This is a genomic window from Pseudomonas viridiflava (genome assembly GCF_001642795.1).
GTDB lineage: Bacteria > Pseudomonadota > Gammaproteobacteria > Pseudomonadales > Pseudomonadaceae > Aquipseudomonas > Aquipseudomonas viridiflava.
The window spans coordinates 466,316-484,020 of record NZ_LKEH01000018.1 but is presented as its reverse complement, the minus strand read 5'-3'; the positions used below and the strand labels follow the sequence as shown (position 1 = coordinate 484,020).

24 protein-coding genes are annotated in these 17,705 nt (G+C 59.3%); 10 read left to right on the top strand and 14 right to left on the bottom strand.

Features of this window, described 5'->3' with window-relative positions:
• Positions 1–116: 116 nt before the first annotated feature.
• Positions 117–308 carry a PLDc N-terminal domain-containing protein gene (locus tag AO065_RS06040; protein WP_004880934.1) on the bottom strand — a complete coding sequence of 64 codons (192 nt, stop codon included), beginning with the start codon at positions 306–308 and terminating at the stop codon, positions 117–119.
• 164 nt (positions 309–472) lie between these two features.
• Here AO065_RS06040 and AO065_RS06035 point away from each other — a divergent pair, with 164 nt between their 5' ends.
• Positions 473–1,399: a ZIP family metal transporter gene (locus AO065_RS06035; RefSeq protein ID WP_004880931.1), complete on the top strand. Its 927-nt coding sequence runs from the start codon at positions 473–475 to the stop codon at positions 1,397–1,399.
• Here the strand turns inward: AO065_RS06035 and AO065_RS06030 are convergent, their stop codons facing one another.
• Entirely contained in the window at positions 1,400–1,918 is a 519-nt protein-coding gene (locus AO065_RS06030) for a hypothetical protein (RefSeq protein WP_004880929.1), read from the bottom strand.
• Between the two features lie 101 nt (positions 1,919–2,019).
• Positions 2,020–2,559: an ankyrin repeat domain-containing protein gene (locus AO065_RS06025; RefSeq protein ID WP_004880928.1), complete on the bottom strand. Its 540-nt coding sequence runs from the start codon at positions 2,557–2,559 to the stop codon at positions 2,020–2,022.
• Positions 2,560–2,892: 333 nt separating this feature from the next.
• On the opposite strand from AO065_RS06025, the gene AO065_RS06020 reads away from it, so the two are divergent.
• Entirely contained in the window at positions 2,893–3,171 is a 279-nt protein-coding gene (locus AO065_RS06020) for a DUF3509 domain-containing protein (protein WP_004880927.1), read from the top strand.
• A gap of 110 nt (positions 3,172–3,281) precedes the next feature.
• Here AO065_RS06020 and AO065_RS06015 read toward each other — a convergent pair whose 3' ends face one another.
• The 6 genes from AO065_RS06015 to aroC all read right to left on the bottom strand — a co-directional run bounded on the left by AO065_RS06015 (position 3,282) and on the right by aroC (position 8,473).
• On the bottom strand, positions 3,282–4,004 hold the full coding sequence (locus tag AO065_RS06015; protein WP_004880926.1) for a helix-turn-helix transcriptional regulator: 723 nt from the start codon (positions 4,002–4,004) through the stop codon (positions 3,282–3,284).
• A 209-nt stretch (positions 4,005–4,213) separates the two neighbouring features.
• Positions 4,214–4,897: an acireductone synthase gene (gene mtnC / locus AO065_RS06010; RefSeq protein ID WP_004880923.1), complete on the bottom strand. Its 684-nt coding sequence runs from the start codon at positions 4,895–4,897 to the stop codon at positions 4,214–4,216.
• Between the two features lie 47 nt (positions 4,898–4,944).
• On the bottom strand, positions 4,945–5,490 hold the full coding sequence (locus AO065_RS06005; RefSeq protein WP_004880921.1) for a 1,2-dihydroxy-3-keto-5-methylthiopentene dioxygenase: 546 nt from the start codon (positions 5,488–5,490) through the stop codon (positions 4,945–4,947).
• Positions 5,491–5,576: 86 nt separating this feature from the next.
• Entirely contained in the window at positions 5,577–6,191 is a 615-nt protein-coding gene (locus AO065_RS06000; protein ID WP_004880920.1) for a methylthioribulose 1-phosphate dehydratase, read from the bottom strand.
• Complete coding sequence (locus tag AO065_RS05995; RefSeq protein ID WP_004880918.1) at positions 6,188–7,351, bottom strand: MFS transporter; 1,164 nt, start codon at positions 7,349–7,351, stop codon at positions 6,188–6,190. Before AO065_RS05995 ends, AO065_RS06000 begins: the two co-directional genes overlap by 4 nt.
• A gap of 30 nt (positions 7,352–7,381) precedes the next feature.
• On the bottom strand, positions 7,382–8,473 hold the full coding sequence (gene aroC / locus AO065_RS05990; protein ID WP_004880916.1) for a chorismate synthase: 1,092 nt from the start codon (positions 8,471–8,473) through the stop codon (positions 7,382–7,384).
• Positions 8,474–8,615: 142 nt separating this feature from the next.
• Here aroC and AO065_RS05985 point away from each other — a divergent pair, with 142 nt between their 5' ends.
• Both AO065_RS05985 and AO065_RS05980 read left to right on the top strand, forming a co-directional pair.
• A complete protein-coding gene (locus AO065_RS05985; protein ID WP_032650650.1) occupies positions 8,616–9,623 on the top strand; it encodes an alpha/beta hydrolase in 1,008 nt (335 codons plus the stop codon).
• Between the two features lie 123 nt (positions 9,624–9,746).
• Complete coding sequence (locus AO065_RS05980) at positions 9,747–10,547, top strand: hypothetical protein (RefSeq protein WP_074454466.1); 801 nt, start codon at positions 9,747–9,749, stop codon at positions 10,545–10,547.
• 33 nt (positions 10,548–10,580) lie between these two features.
• Here AO065_RS05980 and prmB read toward each other — a convergent pair whose 3' ends face one another.
• Complete coding sequence (gene prmB, locus AO065_RS05975) at positions 10,581–11,489, bottom strand: 50S ribosomal protein L3 N(5)-glutamine methyltransferase (protein ID WP_004880909.1); 909 nt, start codon at positions 11,487–11,489, stop codon at positions 10,581–10,583.
• Positions 11,490–11,748: 259 nt separating this feature from the next.
• On the opposite strand from prmB, the gene AO065_RS05970 reads away from it, so the two are divergent.
• The 3 genes from AO065_RS05970 to AO065_RS05960 all read left to right on the top strand — a co-directional run bounded on the left by AO065_RS05970 (position 11,749) and on the right by AO065_RS05960 (position 13,401).
• Positions 11,749–12,339: a cysteine hydrolase family protein gene (locus tag AO065_RS05970; RefSeq protein WP_004880908.1), complete on the top strand. Its 591-nt coding sequence runs from the start codon at positions 11,749–11,751 to the stop codon at positions 12,337–12,339.
• A gap of 138 nt (positions 12,340–12,477) precedes the next feature.
• Positions 12,478–12,798, top strand: a complete 321-nt coding sequence (locus AO065_RS05965) for a hypothetical protein (RefSeq protein WP_004880906.1) — start codon at positions 12,478–12,480, stop codon at positions 12,796–12,798.
• Positions 12,799–12,843: 45 nt separating this feature from the next.
• Positions 12,844–13,401 carry a Smr/MutS family protein gene (locus tag AO065_RS05960; protein ID WP_004880904.1) on the top strand — a complete coding sequence of 186 codons (558 nt, stop codon included), beginning with the start codon at positions 12,844–12,846 and terminating at the stop codon, positions 13,399–13,401.
• Between the two features lie 26 nt (positions 13,402–13,427).
• Here AO065_RS05960 and AO065_RS26475 read toward each other — a convergent pair whose 3' ends face one another.
• The gene (locus tag AO065_RS26475; RefSeq protein WP_162272280.1) at positions 13,428–13,589 is read right to left on the bottom strand and encodes a hypothetical protein; all 162 of its coding nucleotides are present in this window, start codon (positions 13,587–13,589) and stop codon (positions 13,428–13,430) included.
• A gap of 237 nt (positions 13,590–13,826) precedes the next feature.
• On the opposite strand from AO065_RS26475, the gene folE reads away from it, so the two are divergent.
• Complete coding sequence (gene folE / locus AO065_RS05955; RefSeq protein ID WP_004880900.1) at positions 13,827–14,372, top strand: GTP cyclohydrolase I FolE; 546 nt, start codon at positions 13,827–13,829, stop codon at positions 14,370–14,372.
• A gap of 69 nt (positions 14,373–14,441) precedes the next feature.
• On the top strand, positions 14,442–14,813 hold the full coding sequence (locus AO065_RS05950; RefSeq protein WP_004880899.1) for a glutathione S-transferase N-terminal domain-containing protein: 372 nt from the start codon (positions 14,442–14,444) through the stop codon (positions 14,811–14,813).
• Positions 14,814–14,831: 18 nt separating this feature from the next.
• Here the strand turns inward: AO065_RS05950 and AO065_RS05945 are convergent, their stop codons facing one another.
• From AO065_RS05945 to AO065_RS05935, 3 genes are all read right to left on the bottom strand, one after another.
• The gene (locus AO065_RS05945) at positions 14,832–15,218 is read right to left on the bottom strand and encodes a lysozyme inhibitor LprI family protein (protein WP_004880898.1); all 387 of its coding nucleotides are present in this window, start codon (positions 15,216–15,218) and stop codon (positions 14,832–14,834) included.
• Positions 15,219–15,285: 67 nt separating this feature from the next.
• On the bottom strand, positions 15,286–15,888 hold the full coding sequence (locus AO065_RS05940; RefSeq protein ID WP_004880895.1) for a glutathione S-transferase family protein: 603 nt from the start codon (positions 15,886–15,888) through the stop codon (positions 15,286–15,288).
• 45 nt (positions 15,889–15,933) lie between these two features.
• The gene (locus AO065_RS05935) at positions 15,934–17,100 is read right to left on the bottom strand and encodes an aminotransferase-like domain-containing protein (protein ID WP_004880893.1); all 1,167 of its coding nucleotides are present in this window, start codon (positions 17,098–17,100) and stop codon (positions 15,934–15,936) included.
• A gap of 81 nt (positions 17,101–17,181) precedes the next feature.
• Between AO065_RS05935 and AO065_RS05930 the strand changes: the two genes are divergently transcribed.
• A complete protein-coding gene (locus AO065_RS05930) occupies positions 17,182–17,652 on the top strand; it encodes a MarR family winged helix-turn-helix transcriptional regulator (protein ID WP_004880891.1) in 471 nt (156 codons plus the stop codon).
• Positions 17,653–17,705 lie beyond the last annotated feature (53 nt).

Below are 17,705 nucleotides of genomic sequence, written 5' to 3'. Positions count from 1 at the left end.
AGGTCGAACCTCTGTGCTCACAGCCCGCCACACACGTACCGTCCTGCCCGTCCCTAAAAGCAAAAAACGCCTGATTACTCACGTAATCAAGCGTCTTTTATCCGACCTGAGTAACGTCAGATACGCACGTTGCCACGCGGACCCGCGATGGCCCAGATGATCAGCCCCAATACAGGCAGCAGCACAATCAGCAGGATCCAGAGAATCTTCGCCCCGGTTTCCGAGCCGCTCTTCAACACGTTGATGATGGCCCAGATATCGAGCGCGAGGATGATCAAGCCGACCAGACCGTTGAATGTGGAACCCATGGTGTTGCCCCTGATTGAATACTGACACTTCTAGGATGATCGTGCCCTTCGGGGGTTCCATTGAACCAACGGCATATTTTCAGGCTCCGAATTCAGCAACCTGTTTGATCCTGTTCAGCTCATGACTCTGGCGATCGGCCTATCAGCAAAAGGTAACACTCTGCATGCAACCTTCCGCGCACCCAAGAACCCTGCGGGCGACCTGGCTCGCCCAGCTTCAAAGCAGCCCGCTGGTGAGCCTGGGCTTTATATTCGCTTCTGTGATTGTCGTGATTCTCGGCGCCATAAGCCTCTATAACGCCTTTTTCGGCACCAGCCAGACCAACTTCAATTACGCCCTGCTGGGCGGCACGGCTGGTTTCGCCGCGACGGCCCTCGGCGCGATCATGGCGGTTGCGTTCCGCAATGTGGCGCAGCGTACTCAGGACATCATGCTGGGTTTCGCAGCAGGCATGATGCTGGCGGCCAGTTCCTTCTCGCTGATTCTGCCGGGGCTGGAAGCCGCTCGGGAAATCACCGGCACCGGCCCATTCGCGGCAGCGACCGTTGTCTCAGGTCTGGCGCTGGGCGTACTGCTGATGCTCGGCCTAGACAGGTTCACCCCGCACGAGCACGAGAGCGTAGGCCGTCAGGGACCGCATTCGGAACGTATCAATCGGGTCTGGCTGTTCGTGCTGGCGATCACCCTGCATAACCTGCCGGAAGGCATGGCCATCGGGGTGAGCTTCGCAGGCGGTAACATGAACGTCGGCCTGCCACTGACCACGGCCATCGCCATTCAGGACATTCCGGAAGGACTGGCGATAGCGCTGGCGTTGAGGGCGACGGGGCTTTCATCCTTCAAGGCCATGATGGTCGCCATTGGCTCCGGCCTGATGGAGCCCCTGGGCGCATTGATCGGACTGGGCATTTCCAGCGGCTTCGCTATTGCCTACCCGCTGAGCATGGGTCTGGCGGCGGGTGCGATGATTTTCGTGGTGTCACATGAGGTCATCCCGGAAACCCACCGCAACGGTCACCAGACGTCGGCGACGCTGGGCTTGATGGGCGGATTTGCAGTGATGATGTTTCTGGATACCGCGCTCGGCTGATTAGCCGCGCAATGCCTGCAACGAAGGCGCGGCATGAATGCCCGCCGCTGCTGCCAGCTCCAGTACACGTGCTTCATCGTTGCCGTAGACCAGCACCGCCTGCAGCTCATCGTCCAGCGGCTGGCTGAAATCCATCAGGGTGTAGCCGCCCATTTCCTTGTTCATGCTGCTCAGCTGGATCTGGATGCGATTGAGCGCCACCAGCGGCTCGACCTTGGTCAGTTGTTTCGACTTGATGTTGAACGTCACATCCTTGCCAAACGACTGGACGATCTGCTCGAACAGGTCCGCATAGGTGTCGGCCTGAAACAGGACAGTCTCCGGCAGACTGCCGACCACGACCCACTCCCCCAACGGGATGGGAAAAGTGTCGTCGTAATTGATATCAGGATTGGCGCTCAGAAAAGCCTTCGGGTCGGCATAGGCCTGGGCGGCTTCGTCAGCCACGCGCAGGATCTCGTCGTCGCCCATGCACCCCGAACTGATTTTGCTGATTAATTCGGCGAGAGCGTCTTTCATGAGAAACATCCTGATAGCGGGCAAAAAAAAGAGGTGCGAAGGATAACGGGAAATCCTTCGCACCTCTATGCCTTCAGGCTGATCACAGCCACAGGGCCGAATCAGACCGGCTGAACACCCAGATTGATCAGTTGCTCTGCGGTCCCGGTGGCGCCCATTGTCTGGGCGGCTGCGAGCGCGTTCACACCTTTGGCATCACGGACATGCGGATCAGCGCCCTTGCTGATCAGGTAGTCGACGATTTCCATCCGGTTGAACATCGCCGCCATCATCAGCGCAGTGCGACCATCGGCAGACGCGCCTTCCACTTCGGCGCCGTTTTCCACCAGCAGTTTCACCACCGCAAGGTCGCCCTTGAAGGCCGCGCCTGCGATCGGGCTCTGCCCATTGTCGTTGCGAATTTCCGGGTTGGCCTTGTGCTCGAGCAGTACACGAACCGCATCAAGGTGGCCGTGATAGCTGGCGAGCATCAGCAGCGTGTCACCCTTGTGGTTGCGCAGGTCTGCAGGAAGGCCTTTTTTCAGCAGACGTTCCAGCATCACCGCATCACCCTGACGCGCAACATTGAATACCTGTTCAGCGAACTCGGCAGTCTCTTCGTCAGTCATAGTCTTCGGTTGACTGGTATTTGAATCGGTCATCACTAACTCCTTGGCGCACGGTCATCCGGGAATCCGATGTACCCGGCAGCGGTAAACACACTGACCGTAAGTCTTGCCAGCTGTTCGATCAGGGTCAAGCCATGCCCTCGATTGAAAAAATACCGACTTGGTCCGCTTTCCAGCCATTTGGTTCCCCGCAAACGGCAAAATGCAGGATGCCCGATAGGCTTTCATGCAAAATGCACGAACCTCTTAAAATGACGTTATTTTAACTCGTTGATTTTAAAGGAAAAAAATTCATGGCAAATGTGGCACAGACACTGCACTAGTACTTCCAAGCTTGTTATCCCATGAGCAATGGAGCCGCTAGACATGACTTTTATTCAAGAAAAATTCGCTTCCGTATTTTCCGACTACACCGTGACCACCCAGCCTCGTCCTGACGGCGGCGTGTTGTTGTCGCTGCGCAACGATGAAGGCAAACAGATCCGTCGCTCCGTGTCTTATGCACAACTGCACACTCCGGTACAGCTGGAATGGGTAATCAGCGCAATCCGTCGCGACCTGGCCGCACAAGCCAGCGATCTGCCGGCCATCTCGATGCTGCAAAGCCAGCACCGCTTCGATCTGCCGACTTATCACACGCGCTAAAGTTTTCGCGTCACCGAACCTGGTGACGCCGTTGTACGCTCTCTCATCCCTTGTTCGCCGCGATTACATTTTTGTTCTCGCGGCTTTTTTTGCCTGTCTGGTTTTAATTGTCAGGTAATGAATCCGCGACACAACGCCTCCCCCACCGCCTGCGCACGATTGGCGACACCCAGTTTGGAATAGATGGTCTTCAGGTGAAATTTCACCGTGGCTTCTGAAATCTCCTTGATCATCGAGATTTCCCATGCAGTCTTTCCGTCTCTGGCCCACTGCAGAATCTCCAGCTCTTTTTGGGTAAGCCCCCTGGAGCTGAACTGAATGCCGCGGCCGACCCTGTGCAACACAGGTACCAGACTGGTGATCAGGTATTTGTCACTTTGGGTGGTATTACGCGTCAGTCCCGCCAATGTGAAGATCGACGTCACGCCGTCAACACCCCGGCAGTGGCTGGTGTAGCCATATGAAATCGCCGGTGCGAGGTTGCAGGCACTGAGTGTTTCTTCATACCAGGCGGGCGGAAGGTAATGCCTGATCGCATCGTCCCATTCCAGAAACCCGAGGTTGTTGCGGTAATGACGCACCACCGGATCATGGGAAATCATCTGCTGACGACGATAGGCTTCGCCCCACACGTCATCGACGTTGGACGTCACGAACGTCAGCAGTTGTACACCCTTGAACTGGTAGAACATGGCCCGCTCACAGCGGCACTCCTGCCTCAGCCATCGAAGCGCATTCCCGATGGCTGTCTGCCCATCGATTTCAGTGATCGTACTGACCATCTGCTCTATCAATAAACCCATTGTTGCGTTGTCCGTCATGGCACTGCACATCGCCGCCGCTCCCTCCCTGCCCTGCTCGAGTAAACCAGTGGCATTCGCTCGATGAGGGATTCGAAAACGCGAAACTTACACGACTGACCGTGCTTGAAAACAACGCCTTAAACAAACAGGATTAACGCACTCACAGACAGGCAGCGTCCCACTCAAAAGCAGGACGCTACTGACAGAAATCGCTGGTAACAGCGTTCGAGAAAGGATTTTTACCAGGCAGTCGGGTCGATCAGTGCGAAGCTGGATACGTTTTCATGACCTGCCAGAGCGCCTTCGGCGCGCACCAGACCACAGGTCGCCATGCCTGCATCTCGTGCGGCATCCAGCTCTTCGACGATATCCGACAGAAACAGTATCTCGCCCGCCTCGCAGCCAATGGCTTGCGTGATGGTGCGGTAGGACTGCGCCTCGCGCTTGGGGCCGGACGTGGTGTCGAAATAACCACTGAACAGACCGGAAAGATCACCCGCCTCGGAGCAACCGAAGATCAATTGCTGAGCCTGAATCGAGCCCGAGGAATATACATACAGCCTGTAACCCTCGGTGTGCCAGCGTTTCAGAGCCTCGACAGCGTCCGGGTACACATGCCCTTTCAACTGACCGGCGTTGTAGCCCTGCTCCCAGACCATGCCTTGCAGTGCCTTGAGTGGCGTGGCCTTGCGATCCTCGGCAATCCACTGCAAGAGAATCTCGACGACTCGTTCGACATCGGCCTGCGACTCGCCACTGTCGGCACGCACGGCCTGCACTTGCTCTGCAACCGCAGGCTTGTCAGCGTTCTGGCGAACGAAGTCCGGCAAGTGCTGCCTGGCGAACGGGAACAGCACGTCGAACACGAAACTCACCGCACTGGTGGTGCCTTCGATATCCGTGAGGATGGCTTTGATGGACATCAGGGTCTGGCTCCTTTGAGGCGGTACATAAGCAAACGGCGGACGGGTCAGTCTTCAAGCCTTGGGAAACGGCCTGCGATGTCTTCACCGGTGAAGTTCGCGACCCAACCTTCAGGGTTATTGAACAGGCGGATGGCGACGAAGTGCGGGTTTTCACCCATGTCGAACCAGTGCTTCGTCCCGGCAGGTACGGAAATCAGGTCGTTCTTCTCGCACAGCACGGCGTAGACGTAATCTTCGATGTGCAACGTGAACAGGCCTCGACCGGCTACGAAGAAGCGCACTTCATCTTCGCCATGACGATGCTCTTCAAGAAACTTCGCACGCAATTCGGCTTTTTGCGGGTGATCGCTATTGAGGCTGATGACGTCAACGGTCACGTAGCCGTGCTCGGTCATCAGCGCATCGATCTGGCTGCGGTAGGCATGGATGACATCTTCCTGGGAGGCGCCCGGCGTGATTGGCGTCGCAGCTTCCCAACGCGCAAACGAAACGCCCTGCTCGGCCAGGGTCGAGGTGATGTCTTCCAGGTGGGTCAGTACCTTGTTGGGCACCTCAGGACTTGAAACGTGGTAAACGGACAGGCTGCTCATGGCATTGAATCCTCGGCTTGGGCTTGGCAAGGCCTTCCGGCTTTTACAGGCCGGTCAGGCATACACACGTGTTTAACGCGTGGCAGTCAACGGTTCAAGACCGTGCGCATCTTCAGCTCGCATTCAAACAGAAATTCGAATGCTTCGATCTGACGCAGTGCATCGCTCATCTGCGCGCCCCAGGTATAGAGTCCGTGGCCGCGAATCAAGTAACCGGCGCAGTCTGGATGGGCATCGAGCCAGGGCTGCACCTTCGCGGCCAGCCGGGCAATGTCCTGATCATTGTCGAAAATCGGCACCACCACTTGCGATTCATGGGTGGCCACGCCCTGAAAGGCTTTCTGCAGTTCGTAGTCCTCGAATACCAGATGATCGGCATCGGTCAGTCTGGACAACACAGTCGCGTTCACCGAATGCGTGTGCAATACGGCACCGACCTGCGGCCTGCAATTGTACAACTGGGTGTGCAGCAGCGTTTCAGCAGATGGCTTCTTGCCCGGTTCCAGGCTGTTGCCGTGCAGATCGGTGGCCAGCACATCGTCGATACCCAACTGGCCCTTGTGCTTGCCGGACACCGTCAGCAGTGCCTCGCTGGCCGACAGCCGGACCGAGTAGTTGCTGCTGGTGGCAGGCGACCAGCCACGGCCATACAGAAACCGGCCGGCTTCGATGATCTGCTGCGCCAAGTGTTCGCGGGTCATACACCTTCCTCTTTCCTGGGTGTGACAATCATGATGGCTGCGGCCAGTGCCGCAAGGCTGGCGATGGCAAAGGTCCAGAATGGCCCCAGCGCAGTCCAGCTATAACCTGAGTACAACGCGCCCAATGCCCCGCCGACGCCGGACAGTGCGGCATACAGCGCCTGCCCCTGACCTTGCTGACGTGGACCGAAGCTACGTTGCACGAAATGGATGGCAGCGGCGTGAAAGCTGCCGAACGTCGCGGCGTGCATCACCTGAGCAACCAGCAAGACCAGCAAATGCTCGGCAAATGCGCCCAGCAGCAGCCAGCGCACCGCCGCCAGCAGAAAACTGGCCAGCAACACCTGACGCACCGAAAAACGCTGCAGAACACGGCTCATCACCATGAACATCAACACTTCCGCCACCACGCCCACTGACCACAGCACACCGATCAGGCTGCGACTGTAGCCCAGTGCCTCGAGATGCAGGGTCAGAAACGTGTAATACGGGCCATGGCTGAGCAGCATCAGCGCGACACTGAGGTAGAACGCCAGCACGCCGGGGCGTGACAACTGCCGGAGAAAGCCGCCCTCGTCCGACGGCCTCGATGAGACGGGCGGCTGCGCGTTGGGCACCCACCAACTGCTGATCGCGATGCCGGCCATGACCGTCAGAAGCATGTGAGGGAACAGGTCCAGGCTGAACCATTCGAGCAATCGTCCGAGCACCACCACCGCCAGAATGAAGCCGATAGAGCCCCACAGGCGGATCTGGCTGTACCGGGCAGTCTGACCTTGCAGGTGAGCGAGGGTAATCACCTCGAACTGCGGCAGAATCGCATGCCAGAAGAACGCGTACAGGGCCATGACCATCGCCAGCCAGGCATAGCTGTGATCCAGCAGGATGAGCGAGAACGCCAGCAGTGTGCAGACCGCACCAAAGCGTACGATGGCCAGCCGCCGCCCGGTGTAGTCGCCGAGCCAGCCCCAGAGGTTCGGCGCCACGCATCGCATCAGCATCGGAATGGCGATCAGCTCGCCAATCCGCGCGCTGGAAAACCCCAGATGATGCAGATACAGCGCCATGTACGGCGCGGACGAGCCGAGCAAGGCGAAGTAACACAGATAGAAACCGGACAGCCGCCAGTAAGGAAGCTGTCCGTGAGGAAGTGGCGCCACGTTAGCGGTCCGCGACAGTGGCCACGCTCATTACAGCTGAGCCAGCACAGGCGTGGTGACACTGACGTCGGCGTTCTGACCGCGATGGCGCAACAGATGGTCCAGCAGCACGATGGCCATCATGGCTTCGGCAATCGGCGTGGCACGGATCCCGACGCAAGGGTCATGACGCCCTTTGGTGATGACGTCTGCGGCGTTGCCATCGACATCGATGGAGCGGCCCGGCGTGGTAATGCTCGATGTCGGCTTGAGCGCCAGATGCGCGATGATCGGCTGGCCGGAAGAAATCCCGCCCAGAATGCCGCCTGCCTGATTGGACAGGAAACCTTGCGGCGTCATCTCGTCACGGTGCTCGGTGCCACGTTGGGCAACGCAGTCGAAGCCTGCGCCGATTTCTACGCCCTTCACGGCATTGATGCTCATCAGCGCATGGGCCAGTTCGGCGTCCAGACGGTCGAAAATCGGTTCGCCCAGACCCGGCATGACGCCTTCGGCCACGACAGTGATTTTCGCGCCAACCGAATCCTGGTCGCGACGCAGCTGGTCCATATAGGTCTCCAGCTCCGGCACCTTGTCAGGATCGGGACAGAAAAATGCGTTCTGCTCGACCGAATCCCAGGTCTTGAACGGAATCTGGATCGGACCCAGCTGGCTCATGTAGCCGCGAATGACAATGCCCTGGGTCGCCAGGTATTTCTTGGCGATGGCACCTGCGGCGACACGCATGGCCGTTTCACGCGCCGAGCTGCGACCGCCGCCACGGTAGTCGCGCACGCCATACTTGTGGTGATAGGTGTAGTCGGCGTGCGCGGGCCGGAACAAGTCCTTGATGTTCGAATAATCCTTGGACTTCTGATCGGTGTTGCGGATCAGCAGGCCGATAGACGCGCCGGTGGTCTTGCCTTCGAACACCCCGGAAAGAATCTCGACCTCGTCGGCCTCCTGGCGCTGCGTGGTGTGCCGGCTGGTGCCCGGCTTGCGGCGATCCAGGTCGCGCTGCAGGTCCTGCAGATCCAGCTCCAGACCGGGCGGGCAGCCGTCGACGATAGCGACCAGCGCCGGGCCATGGCTTTCGCCGGCGGTGGTGACAGTGAACAGCTTGCCGAAAGTGTTGCCGGACATGCGGGCGCTCCGAAAAATCAGCCAAAAAACCAAATCATTGAATCAAGCGCGCCAGTATACGCAGGCTCGCCGTACAGTTCATCCTCGAACCTTCCGTTACGGCGTGCGTCCAAGCGAGACCCTGCCCTATGATGGCCTTGCGATGTTATCTGGTAATTCTTCGATGAAAGCTTCAAACATGCTGCGCCTGCTGGTCCTGCCGATGACATTGCTGCTCACCCTGTTTGCCGCAACGGCCAGCGCAGCCACGCCCAATGTCGTGCAACGCCCCATGAACGTGGACACCGGAAACGGCACGCTTTACGGCACGCTGCTGATGCCGCGCGCAGACAGGCCGGTGCCTGTAGTACTGATCATTGCGGGCTCAGGCCCAACCGACCGGGATGGCAACAACCCTGAAGGTGGACGCAACGACAGCATGAAGCGTCTGGCGGTTTTCCTCGCAACCCACGGCATCGCCAGCGTGCGTTATGACAAACGTGGTGTGGCGGCGAGCAAGGCCGTCACGCCGGACGAGCGCGACCTGAGTGTCGAGCGCTACGTGGCCGACGTGCAATTGTGGGTCAGAGCGATCCGCGCCAACCCGCGCCTCGGCCAGCTGATTCTGCTGGGTCATAGCGAAGGCGCATTGGTGGCAGCCCTTGCCGCCGACAAAGCTGGCGCTGCCGCAGTGATATCGGTTGCCGGCACCGGTCGCCCGGTGGATCAAGTACTGCGCGAGCAGTTTCAGGAACGCCTGCCTCCCGAGTTGCTGCAACGTAGCAACCAACTGCTGGACGAGTTGAAGGCAGGCAAGACCGATGAGAAGGTCCCGCAGGAACTCGAGGTGGTGTTCAGGCCGAGCGTACAGCCCTATCTGATCTCGCTGTTTCGACAGGACCCTACCGCCGCCTTCGGCGCGCTGACGATGCCTGCGCTGATCGTTCAGGGCCGCAACGACATTCAGGTGGGCGTGGGCGATGCGTTGCTGCTTCAGAAAGCCAAACCGGATGCCGAACTGGCGCTGATCGATGGCATGAATCACGTCTTGCGCATTGTTCCCGACAATCTGGAGCAACAGTTGCTGTCCTATCGCAATCCCACCCAACCGTTGGCCAAGCAGGTCACGGCGCGCATTCTGCGCTTCATCCAGGCCTTGCCGCCGGCCTGACGGAAGATTTGACGCCAGTAATCTGCAAACCCGCCGTTTTGCCCTTCAGTCTGGGCAAAGACTGCCGATAGCGGATTGCTGGCTTTGTGTTTGCTGCACAAAGCCATGGACAGGACCGCCTCCATGACTGATACCGCCATGACCGAAACCGTTGCTGCACCCGACAGCGCAGAAGCCGCTGCACCCGCACCGCCACAACCGTGGGAAGACGTGGTGCCTGAGAATTTTCAGATGCTGCGCCTGTCGCCGTTGCCGACCGACCGCGCCACGGGTGGACGACCGCTGCGTTTCGTTCAGTTCGGACGCGCCGAGCGTCACAGCAAGGAACTGAGCCTGTTGCGCATCAGCATTCAGTTGCCAGGCCAGCGTGTGCGAAAGGAACAGAACAATCTGGATATCTGGGTGGACCATCAAAAACGCATGGTGCGTTTCGGCCCCGAGTCCGGCTTGCAGATCGAACCGTGGAACCGCGGTATCGGGCGCTTCCTGATCGCGCACGGCGTGCACTGGGCACAACGCAAATGGTCTTCATATAAGATAGAAAGCGTGGCACTGGCGAGCAAGGACGGCCTCAACGAAGACACGCGCCTGCGTCGCGACCACTTTCTGCGCACACTGGGTTTCGAGGTGGTGTACGCCGACGCCCAGCACATGAAAGGCAGCATCAAGGATGTGCATGTCGGCAATCTGCACAGCACCTGGAACAACGACAAGGTGCAGATCATCGAGATTCTCGAAGCCTCGCACATGCTGGAGAAGGCCGAGAAAAATCTGCTGGAGCAGGAAGTCACTATCCGTCAGCACGAAGACCGGGTCAGCAAGTACAAGCGCGAAGACAGCAGCTTGCGCTTCACGATTGCCTGTCTGGTGACATTCGCAGTATTCCAGGCGGGCCTGCTGATCTGGATCGCGACCCACCGTTGATCTGGCGGCACACACAGTGCCGCCACTCGGGATTTACACCCTCGACTGGAACAGCGCCTGATGCGCGACGCACTGCTCGGCGGTCAGCATGAACACACCGTGCCCGCCGCGCTGGAAGTCCAGCCAGGCGAAATCGACTTCCGGGTAAAGCGCCTCGACATGCACCTGGCTGTTGCCCACCTCAACGATCAGCAGACCTTTCTCGGTCAGATGATCGGCCGCCTCGGCGAGCATGCGACGCACCAGATTCAATCCATCACTGCCACAGGCCAGCGCCAGTTCCGGCTCGTGCTGGTATTCGTCCGGCATGTCGGCAAAATCCTCGGCATCGACATACGGCGGGTTGGAAACGATCAGGTCGAAGCGCTGCCCGGGCAGACCTTCGAAGCCATCGCCCTGCACGGTGTAGACACGGTCTTCCATGCCATGACGCTCGATGTTCTGGTTGGCCACTTCAAGCGCGTCGTATGACAGATCGGCCAATGCGACTTCGGCGTCCTTGAACTCGTCGGCACATGCGATACCGATACAGCCCGATCCGGTACACAAGTCAAGAATGCGGGTCGGCTCGCTCGCCAGCCAGGGCGCAAAACGGTCTTCGATCAGTTCGGCAATCGGCGAACGTGGAATCAGCACGCGGTCATCGACGATGAACGACATGCCACAGAACCAGGCCTCGCCCAGCAGATAAGGCGTCGGGATACGCTCGTTGATGCGGCGCTTGATCAGGCCCTGCAGTTCGGAAATCTCATCGACCTCCAGGCGGCAATCCAGGTAGCTGTCGGCAATTTCCCAGGGCAGGTGCAGCGCGCCCAGCACCAGTTGCCGCGCTTCGTCCCACGCGTTGTCGGTGCCATGACCGAAAAATACATCTTCCTCATGAAACCGGCTGACGGCCCAACGGATGTGGTCGCGCACGGTACGCAAGCGGGAAGTGATCATGGACAGACTCCTTGAGAAAACGACAGGCCACTTGAAAAGGCCGGGGGCAGGACGAGGCAATGCGCCTGATCTCTGAGCGGCGCGGGCAGGCCTGGAAGTTTCGCCCATTCGCGACCCGCCATCAAGGCAAACCGCCAGCTACGCAGCCATCCAAATGCCCTGCAGGCCATAAAAACCGTGACTTGCAACAGTGACCATTCCCATAACCCTTCAGCCAGAGGACAATGTCGCAAAAGCCCCATTCAAAAGGAGCCCTCGAATGCCTTCCATCAAGACCATGTTTCAACTCAGCGGCCGTGTTCATGCGCCGGCCAGCCTGAGCAATGCCACGTTGATTATCATCGACGCGCAGAAAGAGTACCTCAGCGGTCCGTTGGCCCTTACCGGCGTCGATGAAGCCCTGGCCAATATCGGTCAGTTGGTTGCCAAGGCCCGCGCCGTCAAATGCCCGATCGTGCATGTCCGCCACCTCGGAACCGTTGGCGGCCTGTTCGACCCTCAGGGCGAGCGCGGCCAACTGGTCCCGGAACTGCTGCCTCAGGCCGACGAACATCTGGTCGAAAAGCGTCTGCCCAACGCCTTCAACGGCACCGGACTGCACGAATTGCTACAGAGCCTGGGTCACCTGGATCTGGTGATCTGCGGCTTCATGAGCCACTCAAGCATCAGCACCACCGTTCGCGCCACCAAGGATTACGGCTATCGCTGCACGCTGGTCGATGATGCCTGCGCGACCCGCGACCTGCCGAGCCCACACGGTGTGGTAAGCGCTCAGGTCGTGCACCGCACCGAGATGGCGATCATGGCCGACAACTTTGCCACGCTGGCACTGACCAAAGACCTGATTTGAGCCCCTTGCCTCTGTGCACAGGCTGTATGAGCCTATTCACCTAACCGCCCATCCCTTATTGCCCTCCTTTGCGTCCGGAACGGGAACCCAGGTCCGCCTGTTCTGGTCAGAGCGCCGATAAACACTGAGGAAACCGGAATGAAGATATCCGATGGTTTCGACGCCCGCAGGCTGCGTCCCAAAGGGCGAAGTAACTGGCGGACGCGAATCGGCAAAACAATTGCCTTCGTGTTTCTGGTCTCCGGTGTGGCGCTGGCCCTGACCGGAGGCTCCAGCCTGATCGTGCATCCCCAGGCACTGGGCGATCTGAACGCCAATCCCGCAGGTGCCGCAGTGGTTGCCGTGGCCGGTTTGCTGGTGCTTTTGCTGGGTATGTGGCTGTGGCGCAGAAGCGGTCGTGGGCCGCGCAGTTCCGGCGGATTGAGCATGTCAGCCCATCTGATGAAAAAACACGACTGAGCGCTTCGTCTTCCCGGTTAAACTAGCCCCCTTCGCGGAGGCCCCATGCAAGACGACGATTTTTCCCTGTTCAGAAGCGAGACGCGTGGCGTCAAGCCCATCAAGCACGAACATGCCGATGTCGGCAAACCCAAGACTGACCGCAAATTGCTGGCGCGCCTGCGTCAGTCGGCGACCGTGCGTACCGATGCGGTGACGATTGATGGTCTGTCCGACCAGTTCGTGATCGATGTCGGCCCCGAAGACGTGCTGAGCTGGTCGCGCGACGGGGTTCAGGAAGGCCAGATGCGCAAACTCAAGCTGGGGCAGATCAGCTTCGAAGGCACACTGGATCTGCACGGAATGAACGTCGAACTGGCCCGGGAAACCCTGTGGGAGTTTCTGGCCGAAGCCACAAAACTCGAAATACGCTGCGTGCGCGTCACGCACGGCAAAGCCGTACGACTGGACGGCAAGCGCCCGATGATCAAAAGCCACGTCAACACCTGGCTGCGTCAGCATTCGCAGGTACTGGGCTTCTGCTCATGCCTGGCCAAACATGGCGGCGCGGGTGCGGTGTATGTGATGCTCAAGCGCACGATGATGGAAGGTCGCGACGACTAAAGGCGTCGTGACCCGCGCTCTTACCCTCAGCGACCGCCGCCAGGACCGAAGCCCGGACCCGGACCGCCGCCACCGCCTGGCCCCTGATGGTGACCGCCGCCGCCCCCATGTCCACCCGGACCGGGCCAGAACGGCCAGCAGCCCGACATTGACGACAACACGATGGCGAACACTGCCATTTTTACCATTCGACTCAACATCCCGGACTCACTCTTTCAACGGACAGTATTTGAAAACCTGTCCATCAGACCGCGTCCACCGGGGAAAATGGGTAGCCAGTGCGTTGCCATCGGGTAAGCAAAGCGATACAAAACGCCGTTTTGCAGCCCCGCCGTGCACCTGTCCCTGCGCGTAAGTTACTATATGTGACTTGGCGAAGGGGTCATGCCTTCGCGTTTATCGAACCCACACGGAAACACAGTCCTGTGACACTGGAACAGAATTACACCGCCATCCTGGGGCAACTGGGCGAAGACGTCTCCCGCGAAGGCCTGCTCGACACACCGAAACGTGCCGCCAAGGCGATGCAGTACCTGTGCCGCGGTTACGCGCAGACCCTTGAAGAAGTGACCAACGAAGCGCTGTTCAGCTCTGACGCCAGCGAGATGGTCATGGTCAAGGACATCGAGCTGTATTCGCTGTGCGAGCATCACCTGCTGCCGTTCATTGGCAAGGCTCACGTCGCGTACATCCCGAATGGCAAGGTGCTTGGGCTGTCGAAAGTCGCACGCATCGTCGACATGTATGCTCGCCGCCTGCAGATCCAGGAAAACCTCAGCCGTCAGATCGCCGAGGCCATTCAGCAAGTCACTGGCGCACTTGGTGTTGCCGTGGTCATCGAAGCCCAGCACATGTGCATGATGATGCGCGGCGTCGAGAAGCAGAACTCTGCCATGATCACCTCGGTGATGCTTGGCGAGTTCCGTGAAAACGCAGCGACCCGCAGCGAATTTCTCAGCCTGATCAAGTGATCCCCGGCTCGCAGCCTCGCCTTTCGGCGCGGCTGCTGCTCCATCTCCCCATCGCAAGAGGTTGTGATCGTGTTCATGAAAGCATTAAGGGTCGGTCTCGGCCAACTCGTCATCGGCATCGATTTCCTCACTCGCCCGAGCAAGAAGAAACGTGATCCGGCAGCTCAGGCTGCAGTGGATCAATCGGCGCAGGACCTGACCCTGTACCAGTTTCACGCCTGCCCTTTCTGCGTCAAAACCCGCCGCGCGCTGCGTCGCCTGAACGTGCCGGTCGCCCTGCGCGATGCGAAGAATAATGAGCTGGATCGCCAGACACTGCTCAACGAAGGCGGCAAAATCAAGGTGCCCTGCCTGCGCATCGAGGAAGGCGACAAAACGGTCTGGATGTACGAGTCCAACGTCATCATCGACTATTTGGACAAGCGTTTCGGCGCAGTCTGAGTCAAAGCCCGCGTACCTTCAGCGCGGGCAACCTTCCTGCCGACAGGCAACGTAAGCCTTCAACTGATTGACCCGTACCCTGGTCTGCTCTGCAAGACACCGGGTTTGCAGCAATGGCCAGATCGACCCTGAATCTTCACGCTTGCCCACCTGATACAGGCAGTCGGCATCACGCAGAGCGAGCCATTTGCGCTGAGCGTCCTTGAGCGCCTGTTTTTTTTCCGGACTTTTCAGCCAGTTCATCTGCGCGTTGTACTGCGTGTTCAGGTCGGCATCGAGTGCTGATAATTCCTTGGCCGCGCACTGGTTCATGCTCGCCTGACTGGCATCGCAGTCCTCGGCCTGGGCCGAACAGCCAACGCCCAATGCCATCAGGGCGGCCAGGACAGTTATAGCGAAACGCATGGAATATTCCTTTTCTCGGTATGTCAGGTAGCTGTTGTCGTGAACGGGCCGGCTCCCGCAGTTGCAGTCAATCCAGCATTCCCACGTACCCCGGCTGGTCTTTGACCCGATCCAGCCATTTGCGAATGCCGGAATAAGGCGCCAGATCAAAGCCGCCCTGATGCGCCACATGGGTGTAAGCATAGAGTGCGATGTCGGCAATGGAAAAGTGCTCACCTACCAGAAACGGCGTGCGATCAAGCTGTTGCTCCATTACCGCCAGCGCGCGGTAGCCGGACTTCTGCATGGCGCGGTACTCGACCATGCGCTCTGCGGGCAGGCCCAGATAGAACTGGATGAAGCGCGCAACCGCCACCGAAGGCTCGTGACTGTACTGCTCGAAGAACTGCCACTGCAGGACCTGCGTGCGCAGGCGTGGCTCGGTCGGCAGGTAAGCGGTGCCGTCGGCCAGGAAGTTGAGAATCGCGTTGGACTCCCACAGGCACGTACCGTCTTCCAGTTCCAGAACCGGGATCTTGCCGTTGGGATTCTTCTCCAGAAAGGCTGGCGTCTGGGTTTCGCCATTGAGGATATCGACCGGCACCCACTCGTACTGAATGTTCAGCAGGTTGAGCATCAGCTTGATCTTGTAGCAGTTGCCCGAGTTGTAATCACCGTAAACCTTGTACATCGCCCTGCCCCTTCTGTGACCGAAGTCCCTGCTGATCGAATCGATTCAGGCTGCCTTGAGATTCTGTGCTGTGCGCACGACAGATGCCAGTCGTTTCACGCCTTCGTCCAGCCGGGCCGGATCAATGTGGCTGAAGTTGAGTCGCAGATGGCCGTGATTGGCGTCAGGGTCGGCAAAGAACGGCTCGCCGGGCATGAACGCCACGTCCTGCGCAAGCGCGGCATCCAGTAGCGTGCGTGTGTCCAGCGGCTGACGCAGGGTCAGCCAAAAGAACAGGCCACCTTGCGGGCTGTTCCACTCGGCCAGATCGCTGAAATGATCCTGCAGCGCCCGCTCGAACGCGTCCCGTCGGCTGCGATAGAACTCGCGCAACGTCGTCAGGTGCTCACGGTAGTGTTCGGTGCCGATCCACTGCAAGGCCTGCCACTGTCCGAGACGGTTGGTGTGCAGGTCGGCCGACTGCTTGAGGCGCAGCAGGTGCGGGAACAGATCGGGACTGGCGATCAGATACCCCACGCGCAGACCGGGCAGCAGGGTCTTGGAGACCGTTCCGGTGTAGACCCAGCTCGACCGTTTCAATCGGCTGACGATGGGCCTGGCGCTGCCGCCGTCGAAACTCAGCTCGCGGTAGGGTTCGTCCTCGATCAGGGTCACGCCGAACTCGTCGAGCAGTGCCGCTACCGCTTCGCGGCTGGCTTCGCTGTAGCGCACAGCGGAGGGGTTCTGAAAGGTCGGGATCAGGTAGGCGAAGGCAGGTTTGTGCTGTTCCAGACGCTGGCGCATGGCAGCGAGTTCAGGGCCATCGGCCTGCAAAGGCACCGTGAGGCAATTCGCGCCAAAAAGTTGAAAGATCTGCAGCGCAGCCAGATAAGTCGGCGCTTCCAGCAGGATTTCCGTGCCCTTGTCTATGTACAGCTTGGCGGCCAGGTCCAGCGTCTGTTGCGAACCGCTGACCACCAGTACCTGACTGGCCTCACACTGGATGCCCAACGCCCGGGCTTCGGCGGCCAGTGCCTCGCGCAGCGCCGGCTCACCCTCACTCATGCCGTATTGGCCCAGCGCGACAGGCATTTGCGCCCACTCGACCTTGGGCAGCATGGACTCGGCAGGCAGGCCACCGGCAAAGGACATGACTTCCGGACGCTGGGCAGCGGCAAGAATCTCGCGGATCAGAGAACTTTTGAGACGGGAAACGCGTTCGGAGAATGGCATGACAATATCCCTGGCAGAGCCCAATGCAAATGAGTCAAACTTGTTGACTCAAATTACGCCGCGCCACCCGGATACGTCAATATGCTTGACCTTAAAAATTCCGCCAATCAGCAGCGTGCCATGGAAGCCTTTTTCTTCGGCTACCAGGCTTTCACTGCGAAAGCCGACGAAATGCTGGACAAGCGCGGCTTCAGTCGCGTCCATCAGCGCATCGTGTTTTTCATCGCGCGCTATCCCGACCTCAGCGTCAAGGAACTGCTGACAGTCCTCGGCGTCAGCAAACAGGCCCTCAACGCCCCCTTGCGGCAACTGATCGCCATGAATCTGGTGCACAGCGAGGCGCCCGACACTGATAAGCGCAAGCGACTGCTCGGGCTGACTGAAGAAGGCGTCAGGTTTGAACAGGCGCTGCGTCGTGAACAGGTCAAACTGCTGCAACGCGTATTCGCCGACGCGGGGCAGGCAGCCGTGGATGGCTGGATGGCCGTCAACGAGGCGCTTGGCCAGACGCTGCAGTCCAGCGCTCGGCCCGCCGATTCAGACGCCGACTGATCAGGTCAGCTGCTCACCGAAAATAACTGTTCCGGCGATTGCTCATGCCGCTG